The 14,521-nt window shown below is 74.0% G+C and carries 9 protein-coding genes; 2 read left to right on the top strand and 7 right to left on the bottom strand.

Features of this window, described 5'->3' with window-relative positions; all coding sequences use genetic code 11:
- Positions 1-162: 162 nt before the first annotated feature.
- The gene (locus SMA5143A_RS24035) at positions 163-615 is read left to right on the top strand and encodes an NADAR family protein (protein ID WP_107464937.1); all 453 of its coding nucleotides are present in this window, start codon (positions 163-165) and stop codon (positions 613-615) included.
- Between the two features lie 186 nt (positions 616-801).
- On the opposite strand, the gene SMA5143A_RS24030 is transcribed toward SMA5143A_RS24035, so the two are convergent.
- From SMA5143A_RS24030 to SMA5143A_RS24020, 3 genes are read right to left on the bottom strand one after another with little or no spacing between them, the layout of a single operon-like run.
- Complete coding sequence (locus tag SMA5143A_RS24030) at positions 802-2,649, bottom strand: hypothetical protein (RefSeq protein WP_107464936.1); 1,848 nt, start codon at positions 2,647-2,649, stop codon at positions 802-804.
- Between the two features lie 5 nt (positions 2,650-2,654).
- Entirely contained in the window at positions 2,655-6,167 is a 3,513-nt protein-coding gene (locus SMA5143A_RS24025) for a vWA domain-containing protein (protein ID WP_107464935.1), read from the bottom strand.
- The gene (locus SMA5143A_RS24020) at positions 6,164-7,303 is read right to left on the bottom strand and encodes an ATP-binding protein (RefSeq protein ID WP_107464934.1); all 1,140 of its coding nucleotides are present in this window, start codon (positions 7,301-7,303) and stop codon (positions 6,164-6,166) included. Before SMA5143A_RS24020 ends, SMA5143A_RS24025 begins: the two co-directional genes overlap by 4 nt.
- Before the next feature lie 2 nt (positions 7,304-7,305).
- Between SMA5143A_RS24020 and SMA5143A_RS24015 the strand changes: the two genes are divergently transcribed.
- The gene (locus tag SMA5143A_RS24015) at positions 7,306-7,506 is read left to right on the top strand and encodes a hypothetical protein (RefSeq protein WP_107464933.1); all 201 of its coding nucleotides are present in this window, start codon (positions 7,306-7,308) and stop codon (positions 7,504-7,506) included.
- On the opposite strand, the gene SMA5143A_RS24010 is transcribed toward SMA5143A_RS24015, so the two are convergent.
- From SMA5143A_RS24010 to SMA5143A_RS23995, 4 genes are all read right to left on the bottom strand, one after another.
- Complete coding sequence (locus SMA5143A_RS24010) at positions 7,481-12,358, bottom strand: DNA-binding protein (protein ID WP_181361988.1); 4,878 nt, start codon at positions 12,356-12,358, stop codon at positions 7,481-7,483. The two genes, SMA5143A_RS24015 and SMA5143A_RS24010, sit on opposite strands and share 26 nt — an antisense overlap.
- On the bottom strand, positions 12,355-13,215 hold the full coding sequence (locus SMA5143A_RS24005) for a DUF4132 domain-containing protein (RefSeq protein ID WP_107464931.1): 861 nt from the start codon (positions 13,213-13,215) through the stop codon (positions 12,355-12,357). The genes SMA5143A_RS24010 and SMA5143A_RS24005 overlap by 4 nt, the downstream gene beginning before the upstream one ends.
- A 99-nt stretch (positions 13,216-13,314) precedes the next feature.
- The gene (locus tag SMA5143A_RS24000; protein ID WP_107464930.1) at positions 13,315-13,905 is read right to left on the bottom strand and encodes an IS630 family transposase; all 591 of its coding nucleotides are present in this window, start codon (positions 13,903-13,905) and stop codon (positions 13,315-13,317) included.
- Entirely contained in the window at positions 13,839-14,393 is a 555-nt protein-coding gene (locus SMA5143A_RS23995) for a helix-turn-helix domain-containing protein (protein WP_258193697.1), read from the bottom strand. Before SMA5143A_RS23995 ends, SMA5143A_RS24000 begins: the two co-directional genes overlap by 67 nt.
- Positions 14,394-14,521 lie beyond the last annotated feature (128 nt).

Raw genomic sequence — 14,521 nt, 5'->3', positions numbered from 1 at the left:
GACCAACGCTTCGACCGGGCCCGGCTCACCGTGCAGGGGTAGGTTGGGTTCACCGGTTCGACGGGTGTGCTGAGGGCCGGGCGGGCGAGGAAACCTGGTTGCGGGCGGCAGGAGGGCTTCTGACACTGTGAGCGTTTCAGCCACTCTCGCGACGAGGCCCTTGTGACGATCTACTTCTACGGTGCCGACGAGGTCCCGTACGGATGCTTCTCGAACTTCTCCGATCACGGCTTCGACCTCGACGGGTTGTGGTGGCCCACTTCGGAGCACTACTTCCAGGCGCAGAAGTTCGCGGGCACCCGCCATGCCGAGCTCGTCCGACGCGCTCGTACGCCCCTGCGGGCAGCCGAACTGGGCCGTGACGCGTCCACACCCCTGCGGAGGGACTGGGAGCGGATCAAGGACGACGTGATGCGCCGTGCGGTGGCGACCAAGTTCCGTGCGCACGGCGACATCTGCGAGATTCTGCTGTCCACCGGTGACGAGGAGATCGTCGAGGACACCACGGCCGATCACTACTGGGGCCGTGGCAGGACCGGGAACGGCAAGAACATGCTCGGGAAAATCCTGATGCGTACCCGCGGCCGACTCCGCGCCGAACGTGCCCACGGGTGATGCGCCTGGGCGATGCCCACGACACGGCGGAGGGTGCGTCGGTCAGGAGACCCTGTCGTTCGAGCACCTGAGTCAGCAGGTCCGTGCCGTGGACCGCTGGGAAGCGCGGCGCGTCCACACGGACACGCCCCGGGACCCGGCCTTCGTGGACGCGGCTTCACCATGCCGGCCCTCACCATGTCGCCCTCACCATGTCGCCCTCACCAACGCCCGCTCCGCGCCCGCGAGATGGACGGCCGCGCTGAGCCACACCAGGGCGTAGCGGTCGGCGTCGGCGGCGCTCAGGCGGCCGAAGGCGTCGCGGGTGCGGCGGTCGGCCTCGGTGGTGAGGGCCGTGGCCAGGTCGGCCATGGTGCCGAAGCCGCCGCGGCGCAGGGCGGCCGCGTTGCCCTGCCGGTCGCCGTCCCGCGCGGGTTCCGCGACCGCCCGGCGGCCCCCGGCGACGGCGAGTTCGACCAGGCGGCGCATCCGCCACAGCGGGGAGTCGGCGAGCGGATCGGCCGGGCAGCCGTCGCGCCCCGCCACGGGTGGGAGCGCGTCCGGTGGTGGGAAGTGCGCGCCTCGGAGGCGGTCGTAGCCGAGGTCGGCGCGGCCCAGCCAGTTCTCGGGGAGCCGCAGGGTGGCCTCGGTGTCCGGTACCGGGCCGACCGCGAGGGGGCGCAGGGTGGCGGCACGGTCCAGGTCGAGGCGGCCGATCACCCGGACGTGGATGCCCGGGCGGGCGGCGAGCTGGGCGAAGTTGGCGGCGTGGGCGAGGTCGGGGTGACCGTGCGCGGGGAGCAGACGGATCAACGGGCCGTCCTGCGCGGAATCCGGGCCCGGTTCGCGGGCCAGCAGGCCGTCCCCCACAGCCCCTACGACGACCACGTCACAGCCGATGAGCGTCAAAGGCGTGTCCTGGGACTCCGTCAGCAGGTCGCGGACGGTCTCGCGCAGGGGGCGACCGAAGAGGGCGGCCAGCGGGCCGGACGACCAGGTCAGGCCCGTGAGAGGCGTGGCGCGTACGCCCCTGCCGGAGCCCAGGCGGCCCTCCGGCGAGACCGTGGCACCGGAGACCAGCAGGCCACCGCGGGCCAGCCCCGCGTGGTCGAGGGCGCCGGAGCCGAGCGCGACGGTCGCCGTGGCCGCTGCTCGGGCGCGGGCGGGGCCGCCGGGCTTGACGTCGGCGACGGAGAACCAGCGGCCGTCCTCGCCGACCAGGTGGGTGACGACGCCGCCGTAGCCGGTGGCACTGATCACCGGCTCCCGGCAGACGCCGAGGACCTTCAGCGCGCCGCCCGGTCGGTAGGCGCGGCGGGCGGTGCCGATGAGGGCCGGGGCGGGGTCGGCCGTAGCCAACCGGTGGGTGGTGAGGAGGAGTTCACGCAGGGCGGCGACCAAGTCGGCCAGTCGGTGGCCGTCCTCGCGGGCCCGGGCGGCGCGCAGACCGCGTACGACGCGCAGCGCCGCCGCCTCGGCCCGGTGCAGCCCGGCGAGCCTGGCTGCGTGGGCGGCCCGGAGCAGCTCGGCCTGAGGTACGGCTCCGGCGGCGGGAACTCCGGCGGTGAGTACCGCTGCGGCGGCAGCGCGGAGCCCCGTCGCGGCGGTGACCTGGGAGGGAGTGGGTGGAGAGGGCGCCTCGGTGGCCGGGGGTGCCGCGGTCGGCGGGGGTGCCGCGGTCGGCGGGGGTTCCACGGTCGGCGGGGGTGCCTCGTCGGCCGCCGGGTGCTCACGCTCGGCGTCCGTATCGGCGACGGCTTCCGCCTCCGCCACCGGACACACGCTCAGCACCCCCGCGCGATGCAGGCACCGAGGAGCCAGCAGACAGCCGCACACGGCCTGTTCGGCGTCGGTGAGCACGCCGGACGGTCCCGGTGTGAGGGTGACCTCCGCGTCCTCTCCGCACCGGACACGACGGGTCGCGCCCTCGGCGGCGACCGGGAGCGCCGCGTACGACTCGATCGCGGCGTCCAGTCTCTTGCGCAGTCGGGAGGTCAGGCACTCCACGGCGGCGACGACCACCTCGGGGGCCACCGGGGGCAGTTCGGGCTTCATCGGGATCAACGGACCTCTCCGCGCAGGCGGTCGCCCACCCAGCGGGCGAGGGCGAGGGGACTGAGGGCGGCGACGGGCATGCCGGCGGCCACGAGTTGCCGGGCGATCGGCACCGAGTGGCGCGGCGTGCCGGTGTCGTCGAGGGCGGCGCAGCCCATGAGGTGCACTCCGGAGTCGGCGAGGGCCCGTACCTCGCCGAGGAGCCCCGCCGGCGGGTAGCCCTCCTCGAAGTCGCTGACCACCGCCACGAGGGTGCGACTGGGGACGGTCACCAGGGAGCGGGCGTGGGCGAGGCCTGCCGCGATGTGGGTGCCGCCGCCGACCCGCACCTCCAGGAGCAGCGACAGCGGGTCGTCCACCCGGTCGGTCAGGTCGATCACCTCGGTGGAGAAGGCGAGGAAGTGGGTGGAGAGGGTGGGCACTGCGCCGAGCACGGCCGCGGTGAGCGCGGACCAGACGACGGACAACTCCATCGAGCCGGACACGTCGACCACGAGGATCAGCCGCCAGTCCGCCTCCCGGCGCGAACGTGTGCTGAACACGGGCCGCTCGGGCACGACGACGGTCCGGCCGTCGTCCAGGCGGTGGGTGCGGGCGAGGTTGGCCCGCAGGGTGCGGGGCAGGTCGAGCCGCCCACCGGGGCGGTGGGTCGGGCGCGGGGTGGCCAGGCCGGTCAGGGCCGGGCGCAGCCGGGTGGCCAGCTCTCGGGCCAGCTCGTCCACCAGGCGGTGGACGAGCGGGCGCAGTCCGGCCAGTTGCTGCTCGGGCATGCCTCCGGCGAGGGAGAGCACGGATGTGAGCAGTTCGACCGACGGGCGTACGGCGGCGGGATCCAGTTCGGCGAGGACGTCGGTACGGCCGTGCTCGGCGGCCCGCGCCAGGACCTCCTCGCGGACTTCCTCGCCGAACAGGGCGGTGAGTTCCTCGCCCCACCCGCGGGCGCTCGGGAAGGACGGCTCCTGGCCTCCGCCGCCGCCCTGGTCGAGGTCGGCGGAACCCTCGCCGCGGCCGGACCCGTACAACTCGTCGAGGGCGTGCGCGTAGCGGCGGGCCGAGTCGGGGAGCCGGTCCGTCTCCCGGCCGAGGAGCAGGCGCCAGCGGTCGGCGGGGGCGAGCCGGGACGCGGGCGTCGGTCGCGGTGCCGGCGCGAGGCGTTCGGGTGCGGCCGCCGCGCAGGTCGGCACGGGAAGTCCGAGTGCCGTCAGTTCGGCGAGACCGGCCGCGTCTGCCGCCGTCCACACGGCGAGGAGTTCGGGCGGGGCGGTGAGGATCGGGTCGATCCGGTCGCCGAGGCGTCCGGTGACGGTGTCGAGGAGTCGGCCGCGGCCGGCCGGGGTGAGGGTGTCGAAGCCGCCTCGCAGGGCGGGCAGCCGCTCCAGGAAGTCCTGGTCGGTGAGCGTGTCGATGCGGTCGAGCAGCGGGTCCAGGGCGGCGGGGGCCGATTCCAGGAGGGGCGCGGTGGCGCCGAGCAGGCCGGTGAGCAGCCGGGTCAGGCGGCGGCGTCCGTCCGGGTCGGTGGCGGTGTCGATCCAGCCGACGACGCGGGCGCCCAGGGTGGCTGCGCCGTCGAGGTCGAGCAGGACCCGGGCGGCCAGGGCGGCGCCCTGGATCAGCGGGGAGGCGGTGCGCGCGAGGGTGTCGAGGGCGTCGTCCATGCGCAGACCGAGGCGTTGTTCGCCGGAGCGAGCGGTGAGGGCGATCAGGGCGGCGGCGTCCTCGGGTTGGTCGCTGCCGGCCAGTCCGGGCAGGGCGCGGACGGCGGATTCGAGGAGGGTGTCGGTCAGCTCGGCGACTTCCCGCTCACGTTCGGGTGTGGTGCCGGGCAGATGGCCCCGGCGCAGTGCCTCCAACAGGTCGAGTGCTTCGAGGAGTTCGGGGAGGGTGGCGGCCGAGGGCAGCATGTCGGCGGCGTCGGCGAGGCGTTCGGCGACCAGGGCGGGCAGTTCGCAGTGGGCGGCCGCCCGGAGCCCGGCGATGAGGTGGGCGCAGGTGGCGGCGGTCTCGTGGCGGTGGGCCTCGCGAAGGGTTCCCTCGGCGGCCTGGGCGGCGGTGACTCCGCGTACCCCGGCCAGGTCGAGTCGTACGGGAACGGCCGGGGTCCACGCCAGCTTCCAGCGGGTGGTGAGCGCGGTGCCGTCGCCCGTGCCGGCCACCCCGACGGGTTCGCCGTAGAGCACGTGGCACACCGCGAGGCGCCGCAGCAGCACTTCGCGGCGGCGGTCGAGTGCGGAGCGGAGCGGGTCGAGTCGGATCTCGCGCGGCCCCGGGTCGTCCGGGCCGGGCAGCCGCAGCTCGGCGAGTTCGGCCTCCACGGACGGGCCGAGGCCGGAGCGCGGGGTGCCGGGGGCGACCTTGCCCCAGCCGCTGCCGACCAGAATCCCTTCCGTGGCCCGGGCGAGGGCCCGGCCGCGGCCCAGCGGTTCCCCCTGGCCCAGCACGGTCGTCAGCGCCTCCAGCACCTCGCTCCGCCCGGGAGCGGGAAGCCCCCGCAAGCGGGCCAGGTCGCAGGCCAGCCGCAGGGTTTCGGTCGCTTCGCCGGTGCCCGCGGTGTGTCCCGCCCCACGCAGGGCACGGCACACGTCGGTGATCGCGCAGGCGGCGGCGTCGCGTACCCGGTCCGGATCCCCGGCGGCGGCGAACACCGCCTGCTGCCAGCGGGGGTCACGGATACCGGCGGGGTAACCGGAGCGCGAGTCGAGCAGGTCGAAGGCGTACGGGACGAAAGAGGTGACGACGCTCGACGCGCTCTCCGCGGCGCCCGTCACCGTGCTGTCCACCCTCCCCCGGGCACCCGGCAAGGTTCCGTCGACGTCGGCCAACGCCGGGGCGTGGAAGGCCCCGACCACCGCCGCCACCCGCCGCCCGCTCGCCACGGCCCGCGCCACTGTGGACCGCATGTACGCCTCCCGCGCCAGGTCCACGGCCGCCACTCCCCCGGATGCCTCCGCGTCCCGGCGCAACGCCCAGCCGACGCCGAGTGCCGCCCGGCGCACCGCCTCGGGAGTGCTCCCCGGAGCCAGCACCTCCACCGCCCGGTCCCACAGGTCGTCGCCGTCGCGTCCGGTACCGGCGGCGGTGAGGGCGTCGGCGAAGGAGGTCCGCGTATGACCGGCCTTGTCGGGCCCGTCAGCGCCCCAGCCCGGGTTGGCCAACGGCAGGTCACAGCAGAGGACTTCGGCCCCGCGTCCGCGTGCCCAGCGGACGGCGGCCAGCTCCGGGGAGAAGTCCGCGAGGGGGTAGAAGCCGATCCTTCCGTCCTCCCGCGCACCCGCGAGGGCGACGGGCGCGACCGTGCCGGCGTCGGCGAGGTGGACGAGCCAGGGCTGGAAGTCGGCGGGCAGTTCGACACAGACGACATCGGCGCCGGACGCGTCGAGCAGCGCGGGCACGACGGCGGCGAGCGCGGGGCTGTGATGACGTACGCCGAGGAGGTGGGGCCGTACGGAATCGGCGAGGGCGGCGACGGCGGCCCGGGGTTCTTCCCGGTCCTGGGCGCCGTACGGGACGTGCGTGGTCACCGGAGGTTCTCCCGCAAATCCCACAGGCGCCGCCAGAGCGCCGAGCCGTCCTCGGCCCGGCGGCGGACCGGGCCGTCCCAGTAGCCGAGGAGGCGGGCGTGGTCGGCGGGGTCGTCCTTGCGGACCACCCCGAGGAGGTGGCCGGGGACGAGGTCGAGGGTGTCCCCGGCGGGCAGGTAGGCGGTGGCCACGCCGAGGCTGGTGGCCACCTGGACCGCCTCGGCGGTCGACATCACCGTGCCGGGCCGCTCCACGTCCCAGCCCTCGGCACAGCGGCCGGTGCGCAGGTCGCGGAAGACGGTGACGAGGACGTCGAGGACCGCGTCGTCCACGCCGAAGGCCGCGCCCGCCCGCTGGACGGCGGCGACCGCCTGGCCGCGGACCAGCGCGGTCTCCGCCTCGGGGTCGGCGATCGGATGGACGGTCTCGAAGTTGAAGCGGCGCTTGAGGGCGGCGGACATCTCGCAGACGCCCCGGTCGCGGAGGTTCGCGGTGGCGATGACGGTGAAACCGGGTGCCGCCGCGACCTGGGCGTCGTCCGTGCCGGACAGTTCGGGGACGCTGACGCGCCGGTCGGAGAGGATCGACACCAGGGCGTCCTGGACCTCGGGCAGACAGCGGGTGATCTCCTCGACGCGGGCCACCCTGCCGGTGCGCATGGCGCTCAGGACCGGGGAGTCGACCAGTGCCTGGCGGGAAGGGCCCTGGGCGAGGAGGAGGGCGTAGTTCCAGCCGTGGCGGAAGGCGTCCTCGGTGGTGCCGGCGGTGCCCTGGACGGTGAGCGCGCTGGTGCCGCAGACGGCGGCCGACAGCAGCTCGGACAGCAGGGACTTGGCCGTGCCGGGCTCACCGACGAGCAGCAGCCCGCGCTCCCCGGCGAGGGTGACCACGCATCGTTCGACCAGAGCGCGTTCGCCGACGAACTTGGGGGCGATGACGAGGCGTTGTCCGGGCCCCTCCAGTGCCTTGCCGTCGCTGCCGCAGATGAACGTGACGACGGCACGCGGGGTCAGCGCCCAGCCCGGAGGTCGGGGGCCGTCGTCGTGGGCGGCGAGGAAGGCGAGTTCGGTGGCGTGGCGCTCCTCGGCGGGCAGGATCTGCCGGCTCGGGGCGGCGGTGGCCGTCGTGGTGCTCATGGATGTCCTTCGTCGTTCGGTATGGCCGGAGAGGCGTTGCGGCGGGTGTCGAGGAGGCGTCGGCCGTCGCGCTGGGCGGCATGCCGGTCCGCCCAGCGGTCTCCGGTCGGCGCGGCCGGCAGACCGAAGACGCCGCCGCCGCGGTCGACCGGGTCGACCGCGACGGCCAGGGCGGGGTCATGAGCTTCGGCGGCGGCTCTTGACCCTCAGTTCCTCGAAGCGCGGCACATCGCCCTCCCGGATCCGCCGCCAGGCCCTGCGGTACAGGTCGGGGGCCGGTTCGGTCGGTACGAGCTGGCCCACGCGGACCTTGGCGAGCTCGCCGTAGAGCGGCAGCTTCCACTGCTCCAGCGGCAGACGCGGGGACGCGAGGGCCTCCCAGCCGCCCGGCAGGAACAGTGAGCGTCCGGCGCGGCCGCGGCTGGCTTCCACCACCCGTTCGGTGGCGCCCAGTTCGGCGCGGGCGGCCTTGAGCCGGGCGGGCTTCCAGCCGGTCCAGCGGGCCGTGTTGCGGTCGGTGGGGTCGGGCATCGTGAGCAGCATCAGGTAGAGCGCGGCGGCGTCCTCTCCGATGCCGTACTCCTTCGCCACCTCGGTCACCAACTCCGGCGCGGAACGGGTGGGGTCCTGCGGATACCAGGTGCCGTCCTTGCCTCGCACACCAGCGACCGGATCGCCCGGGTCGTCGAGCAGGGCCGCGAAGCGCGCGGAGCGGGCGAGGCGCAGGGCCACCTCCGCCGCGAACGGCGCCCCGTCCTGTGCGAGGCGCAGCGCGGGCAGGTACGGGTCCTGGCCGTCCGCGTCGAGGAGGGCGACGCACAGGGCGGGGGCTGGCTGGTCGTCATGGGTGGCCATGATGATCGCGCCGTACCGCTCGAATCCCTCGTCGGTCTTGGTGGGCCGGCCGGCCGCCTTGCGGAAGTCGGGCAGGTTCACGTACCGATCGAGGTCGAGCAGCAGCCCGGGGTGCGCCAGCCGGTCCCGCATCGCGGCGAGGGCGGCGGGCAGTGCGGCGCGGACGGGGTCGCCGACGGGCAGCCGGTGCGCCAGCCAGGCGGCCAGGGCGACCGAGTCGACGAGGGCGGCCGCGGTGAATCCGACGGCGTCCTCGTCGACCGGTGTGGCCCGGTCCCCGGTGACCGCCCACTCCAGGTCCCGGCTCAGGCGCGGCGCGGAGTCGGGATCGAGCAGCGCGGCCAGGGTCGAGTGCCCGGCGTTCAGCACGCGCCGCGCCTCACCGAGCAACGCCTCGGGCAGCATCCTTCGCTTGCCGACCTCGCTGTTCCACACCTCGGCGGCGGCTGCCGTGTCGGGGCCGTCCGTCCACAGCAGGGCCGGGTCGGAGGGAAGCAGTGCGGCGGCGACGGCCCTGAGGACGGAGAAGGGGGTCTTGCGCAGTTCGTCCTTCGCCAGGGCGGCTTCCGTCGCCTTCACCCGGAGCACGGTCCGCGCCTCGGGGGTGAGGAACGACCGTTCGTCGCTGTCCACCTGCGGCAGTCCCGCCACGATCAGCCGGGCCATCGTCGGGGTGACCCCCGTCAGCAGGGCGAACTCCTCCGCCGCCGCCGGCATCCACGGGGCCGGTCCACGCTCGTCCAGCTCGGCGAGGAACGCCGTGAGCCAGCCTGCCTCTCGGTCCTCTCCGACCTGATGGGTGGATTCGACGGTGTAGGGAGCGGGGATTTCGAAGCGGCCGGCGGGGTCGTGGAAGAGCGCGTCGAAGCCGCAGCCGTCCTTCACGTCGCGCGAGGTGCACTTGGTGACCGCGAGGAAGGCACCGCCGTCCAGCGGCAGCACGCCCCGCCAACTGCCCTCGCGCCACTCGCCGTCCGGCGTGCGCAGATGGCGCGCCTCCACCTGGAGGGAGACCCGGCGCCAGCGCGAAGGCCCGGCGGCCGAGCTCAACCCGAGTGCGTCGAACTCCCGCAGCAGCGCCACCAGGGCCTGCCGGTGCTCCGGCGGGGTGGTGGGAGACGCGACCCGAAACGCCGTCGCCGAGAAGAAGTCGGCCAGGGGCTCCTCGTACAGGTAGCCGTCGGGCAGTTCGGGGCCGTCGAGGTGGAGGCGCGGGGTCGGCGCGGAGTCGTCCGCCGCGCGCAAGTCCCCCACCGAACCGTCGGCCGGGTCCGAGTCCTCACCGGCTCGCACCGCCCGCTTCAGCACCCGCAGCCGCCGGAAGACGTTGTCCCGGTCGGCCCCGTAGTGGTACCAGCCGCCCCGGGAGCCGTCGAGGCCGCTGAGCGCGTCGCGCAGCACGCGGTCGGAAGGACCGGCCGGGCCTTCTTCCTCCTCGGCGCCGGCGAGCTCCGCGGTCAGCCGGGTCGCCGCCGCGTCGAGGACCTTCTGCTGTTCGGCGGCGTACCGCACCACGCCCGTGATGCCCGCCAGGAGCGCCGTGTCGGTGACCTGGTGCGGCGACTCCGTTACGTCACCCGTGAGTTCGGCCTTGAGCAGGGCGCGGGCGGTGTTGTCGTCGAGGGCGCGCAGGGCCGCGGAGCCCTGCGGGTCCCGTGGGCGCAGGCAGTGCCAGTACCGCAGGGGCGGCAGGATGGGGGTGCCCTCCGCGAAGTCGCCCGGAGCACCGTCCACCCTCGCGGTGGCGGTCACGACGCCGTCCGGGTCGACGAGGTGGATGCGCCAGTTGTCCCGGGTCGCGGCCACGGGCCGGTCGGCGCCGGGGAACAGGACGGCGGCGTACGGCGCTCCGAGCTCGGCCGGCACGGTGACCTGGCGTCCGGCCAGGTCCTCGCCGCGCCGGGAGCCGTCGGGCAGGCGTACCTCTCGCCAGCCGAGCAGTCCGTCCACCGGCACTCCGGCGGGCGTGACCTCGTCGAAGGGAGAGGGCGTCAGCGAGCCCCGCACCCGGGTGCCCTCCCCGTGGGTGTCGGCGAGGAAGGCGGGCACGCTCTCGCGACCGAGTCTCCCGGTGGCCGGGTCGTACTCGAGCCAGGCGTTGCCTCCCCAGGTCCAGTAGGAGGTGCCGTCCGCGAGCAGCTTCGCCTCAAGGGGCACGGTGGTGTCACCGCGGTGCAGGACTCCGGCGCCGGTGATCCGCCCGCCGTCGGGCAGGGGCAGGGTCGGGACGCCGGTGTCCTCCCGGTACCAGTCCATCCGGGTGCCCCGGCCGTCGCGGGCACCCGCCAGGGGCAGGACCCGGTCGGGGCTGTGGTGCCAGTATCCGCGCAGGCCGTGGTCGTGGGTCTGCCAGTAGACGAGGAGTTCACCGTCCACGAAGTGGAAATCGGGGTCCCCGAAGGTGCCCTGGGCGGGCAGCCGCAGATCATGGGTGAGCACGGTGCCCTCGGGTCCGATCACCCGGACCTGCGCGGAACCGGCGGTGATGAGATACGGCCAGGCGTCGGCGACGTACAGGTCCTGGACGTTCTCCCTGGGCACGAGCTCCCTGGCCGCCTCCTCCCAGGCGGGCCAGCCGAGTTCGTCGATGAGCCCGCTCCTGAGCGTGCGGGCGAGCAGCGGGCCGAGGTCGGTGGCGGCCACCTCCCGGATCTCCTCCTCGGCGAGTCTGAGTGCCTCGCCGGGGAGCCACTTCAGCCGCTTCAGCGCGTCGGGCAGGTCCGGCAGTCCGGTGGTGACCGAGCGGCGCGCGACCTCCCGCACCCAGTCGGCCAGCATCGTCCTGCCGCCGGGCGACTGGGCGAGGACCCGGATGGTGTCCAGGTCGTCCTCGTCGCCGCCGAAGGTGTCGGCCGCCTCGTGGAAGGCGGCCCGGAACCGTTCGTCGGCGGCGAGGGCGAGCAGGTCACGCCGGTCGTCGCCCTTCGCCCACCGCCCCAGCTCCACCTGGTGGTGAACGCCTGCGGGCACGTCCAGCGCGAGCAGCAGATCCAGCAGGTCCAGATCGTGCCCGGCCCACAACTTCTCCCCGGAGACCGCGAGTTCGGCGCGCAGACGGTCGGCGGACAACTCGGTGATCCGGTACAGGGCGGGCAGGTGCGTGGGCTCGCCGTAGCTCTGTGACCTCGCCTGGAACTCCAGGAAGCGGGCGAACCAGCCCGCGGTGCCGTCGTGCGGCCGCTCCTCGTCGGACCGCGAGTCGTCCCAGACCCCCGCGAGGGCCTCGGACTCCTCCAGAAGGTCCAGCCACAGCAGCAGCACTTCACGGTCGCCACTGTCGGGCATGAGGTTCAGCAGCGTGCCGCGCACCGCGGGCTCCCGTCGGGCCAGGGCGAGGACGGCCGCGCGGTGGCGCTTCCACCAGCCCGGGGCCGCCTTCGCCGTGGCGGACAGAGCGAGCAGGCCGGCCACGTAGTCCTGCTCGACCCCGCCCCCGTCCCGGCCGGCCGCGCGGGCCAGTTTCCGGACGTCGGTCGCGAGCTGGGCGGACGGCACGAGTCCGCCCGCGGTGCGCCGTACGCACATCCGCGTGAAGCGCTCCAGTGCCTGCGGGGCCGGCACCCTGGCGGCCAGTTCCCTGCCGTACCCCGAGAGCGCCGTCGCCGTCAGCGCACCGGCGAGAGCGAACTCCAGGAACACCGCGTCCAGCCGCTCCTCGTCCACCACGAGCCCGTACTCGGCCTCGGCGGCGCGGGCCCTGCCGAACATCTGCGCCGCGTAGGTGGGGTTCTCCACCGACAGGAAGACCCGGCCGGCCTGTTCGTAGAAGGTGGGCAGGAAGTGCGGGACGGCCGCGGCGAGTTGCCGCGCTGTCTCCCGGTAGGCATCCAGGGCGGCCTTCGGACGGGACTTCGCCAGGCGTGCGATCCTCTCCAGCTCCGGCACGACGGCCAGCGCTTGGTGGCCGTCCTGTGGGTGGTGCACCAGCACCCACTCCGGGAACCCGAGCGCCTGACGTGCCCCGAGCCCGACCACGACCGGTTCCGCCGCTGGTTCGAGGCCGAGGTAACCGGCGGCCAGATCCTCGGCCGCGCCCAGTTCCCCGGCCACCAGCCGCACGACCACACGGTCGTCGAGCCCCGGATGGGTGTACGACCGTGCCGTCAGCGGCACCGCCCGCTCCCCCGCGCCTTCCGTGCCGAGTGGCAGCACCGCACCGGCCGGCAGTTCCTCGTACGACACCCGCGCTTCCCCGCTCACGCGCCCGCCCCCTCTTCGATCTCGCGCCCCGCGTACAGCGCCGCCGCCATCCGCATCCCCTCCGACCAGGCCACCGGGCCGACCTCCGCCGGCCGCAGCCGACGGCCCTCCGGGGCGAGCCAGGACAGCGCGCCGGTGTGCACCTCGTAGTCCCACGGCTCCCCGATCCACACGGCCGCCTCGACGGTGCGCTCCCCGTCGCGCACCCGGCAGGTGGCCCGGGAGCCGGAGACCCGGTAGCCGAGCGAGGTGGCACGCGCGGCGAGCGCGGAACGCCAGAACCGGCCCCCGGCGAACTCGGAGACGTCCCTCGCCTTCTCGTCCAGGCCGTCGGGCTTGCTCCAGGTCGCCCGGTGGAGCTGCTCGACGCGCTGCACGATCCCCAGCTCGGCCGCGAACTCGCGCAAGTCCTCCAGGTCCGGCAGCAGCACCGGGTGCGGGAAGGTCACGGTCCGCGGGCAGAGCCGTACGGTCTCGCCATCGAGGTCGACCACCCGCAGCTCACCGGCCTGCGTGGCGTCCCGCAGGAAGCCCACCTCGTCGGGTCCGTCGCCGACCACCACGAGGTCACGCAGCGCAGACCGCCAAGCCTCATCGGGCCAGACACGGGCGACCAGTTCCGTGGGCACCGGCAGCGACGACACCATCCAGGTGTCCACCTGCGCCACACACGCGGCCCCGTGCCGCTCCAGCCACTCGGCGAAGCGGCGCAGCCGCTCCACCTCCGGATGGTCCTTGAGCGTCTTCGGCAGCGACTTCAACTGCCGCCCCGCCGACCGGCCGGACGTGGCCCTGGCCACCACCCGCCCCTCCACCAGGGCGACCTCGTACGCGTCACCCGCCGCAAGCCAGCCCACCGGCCCCGCCTTCCGCCTCAGGAGAACTCGAACCGTCACACCGTGCGCCGGGATCCGGCACTCGGTGTGACGATGAGCGGAACGCTAGTGCTGGATTCCTCATTGGATGTACACATATCGGCGCCGCAATAGGCGAGTTGGTGGTGCGGGTCTGCCCCATACCCAGGGCCGGGCTCGGGCGTTGAGCTGGGATGTTGCGAGGCGGGTGGCGTGTTCGATCTCGGCTGGTCCCGCGAAGGACTGCCCTGCGAGGGCGGCCTTGCGGAAGATGCGCCACCAGCCTTCCTGAAGGTTGAGCCAGCAGGCACCGACGGGGATGAAGACGTGCCGGATTCTGGGGTGGTCCTCCAACCAGGTCCGGGTGGACAGGCTGTTGTGCGAGGACAGGTTGTCGGTGACGACGTAGATGTCCCCGGTGGGATTGGCTACCTCGACCTTCTGAAGAAACTGCTGGTAGAAGGCACTGTTGCGGGAGGAGGCGGTCATGGTGACCTCGTGTCCGTCCCGTAGTCGTAGTGCGCCGTAGACCCAGGTCTTCTCCGGTCCACGACCGTAGTCGACTTCGGACTTGATGCGGTGGCCGTCCGGCGACCAGCCCGGCGCCGGCGGGAACGTGCGGGGGATCACCGGTCCGAGCTCGTCGGCGCAGACGACCGTCGCGCCCTCGGGCGGGCAGGTGTAGAGCTCGATGATCCTGGTCCTTTTCCCTCGAAGTCCGCGTCTGTCGACCTCGTCCAGGACCGGGTGCGTCGCCAGCGCACTCCCTCGGCCAGCAGGATCCGGCGGACCTGGCTGCGGCCGACCTCGATGCCCAGCTTCCTGGCTTCGGCGGCCAGTGCGTCAAGGGTCCACTCCGGCGGCCCGGACTCATCCTCCGCGGCCAACTCGCCGTCGGCCTGCACGGTCAATCGACCCAGCGGAGGCTGCTTGACCAGGCCGATGATTCTTGAGCGTTCCGCCTCGGTGATCCGCCGTTTGCGGCCCTGCCCGCCCAGATCTTCCAACCCGTCCAGGCCCAAGCGGTTGAAGCGGTGCAACCAGCGGCGGACCGTCCGCTGGCTGCACCTCAACTCGTCCGCGATGGCCGGCACCCGCTGCCCGGCCCAGCTCAGCTCGACCATCCGTGCCCTCAACACCAGATCAAGCGGTGCCTTGCGCGCTCGCGACAGCCGAAGCACAACCCGTTGCTCATTCTCGTCACGGCTCGGCCGTGTCCGTAACACCACCGTCCAGCACCCGCCCCCGAGCACCCGAACCACCCCGCCACCAGCACATATGCCCACTGAATGAGGAATCCAGCACTAGT

It is taken from the genome of Streptomyces sp. MA5143a, from assembly GCF_900290235.1.
In the GTDB taxonomy this organism is placed as follows: domain Bacteria; phylum Actinomycetota; class Actinomycetes; order Streptomycetales; family Streptomycetaceae; genus Streptomyces.
The sequence above is the reverse complement of the archived record's forward strand: the minus strand, read 5'-3'. Positions and strand labels throughout refer to the sequence as shown.

What these genes read in the sequence shown, in the direction of transcription:
- SMA5143A_RS24015 (WP_107464933.1), top strand. Translation starts at nt 7,306, where the DNA reads ATGTCCTTCGTCGTTCGGTATGGCCGGAGAGGCGTTGCGGCGGGTGTC.
- SMA5143A_RS24030 (WP_107464936.1), bottom strand. Translation starts at nt 2,649, where the DNA reads ATGAAGCCCGAACTGCCCCCGGTGGCCCCCGAGGTGGTCGTCGCCGCC.
- SMA5143A_RS24020 (WP_107464934.1), bottom strand. Translation starts at nt 7,303, where the DNA reads ATGAGCACCACGACGGCCACCGCCGCCCCGAGCCGGCAGATCCTGCCC.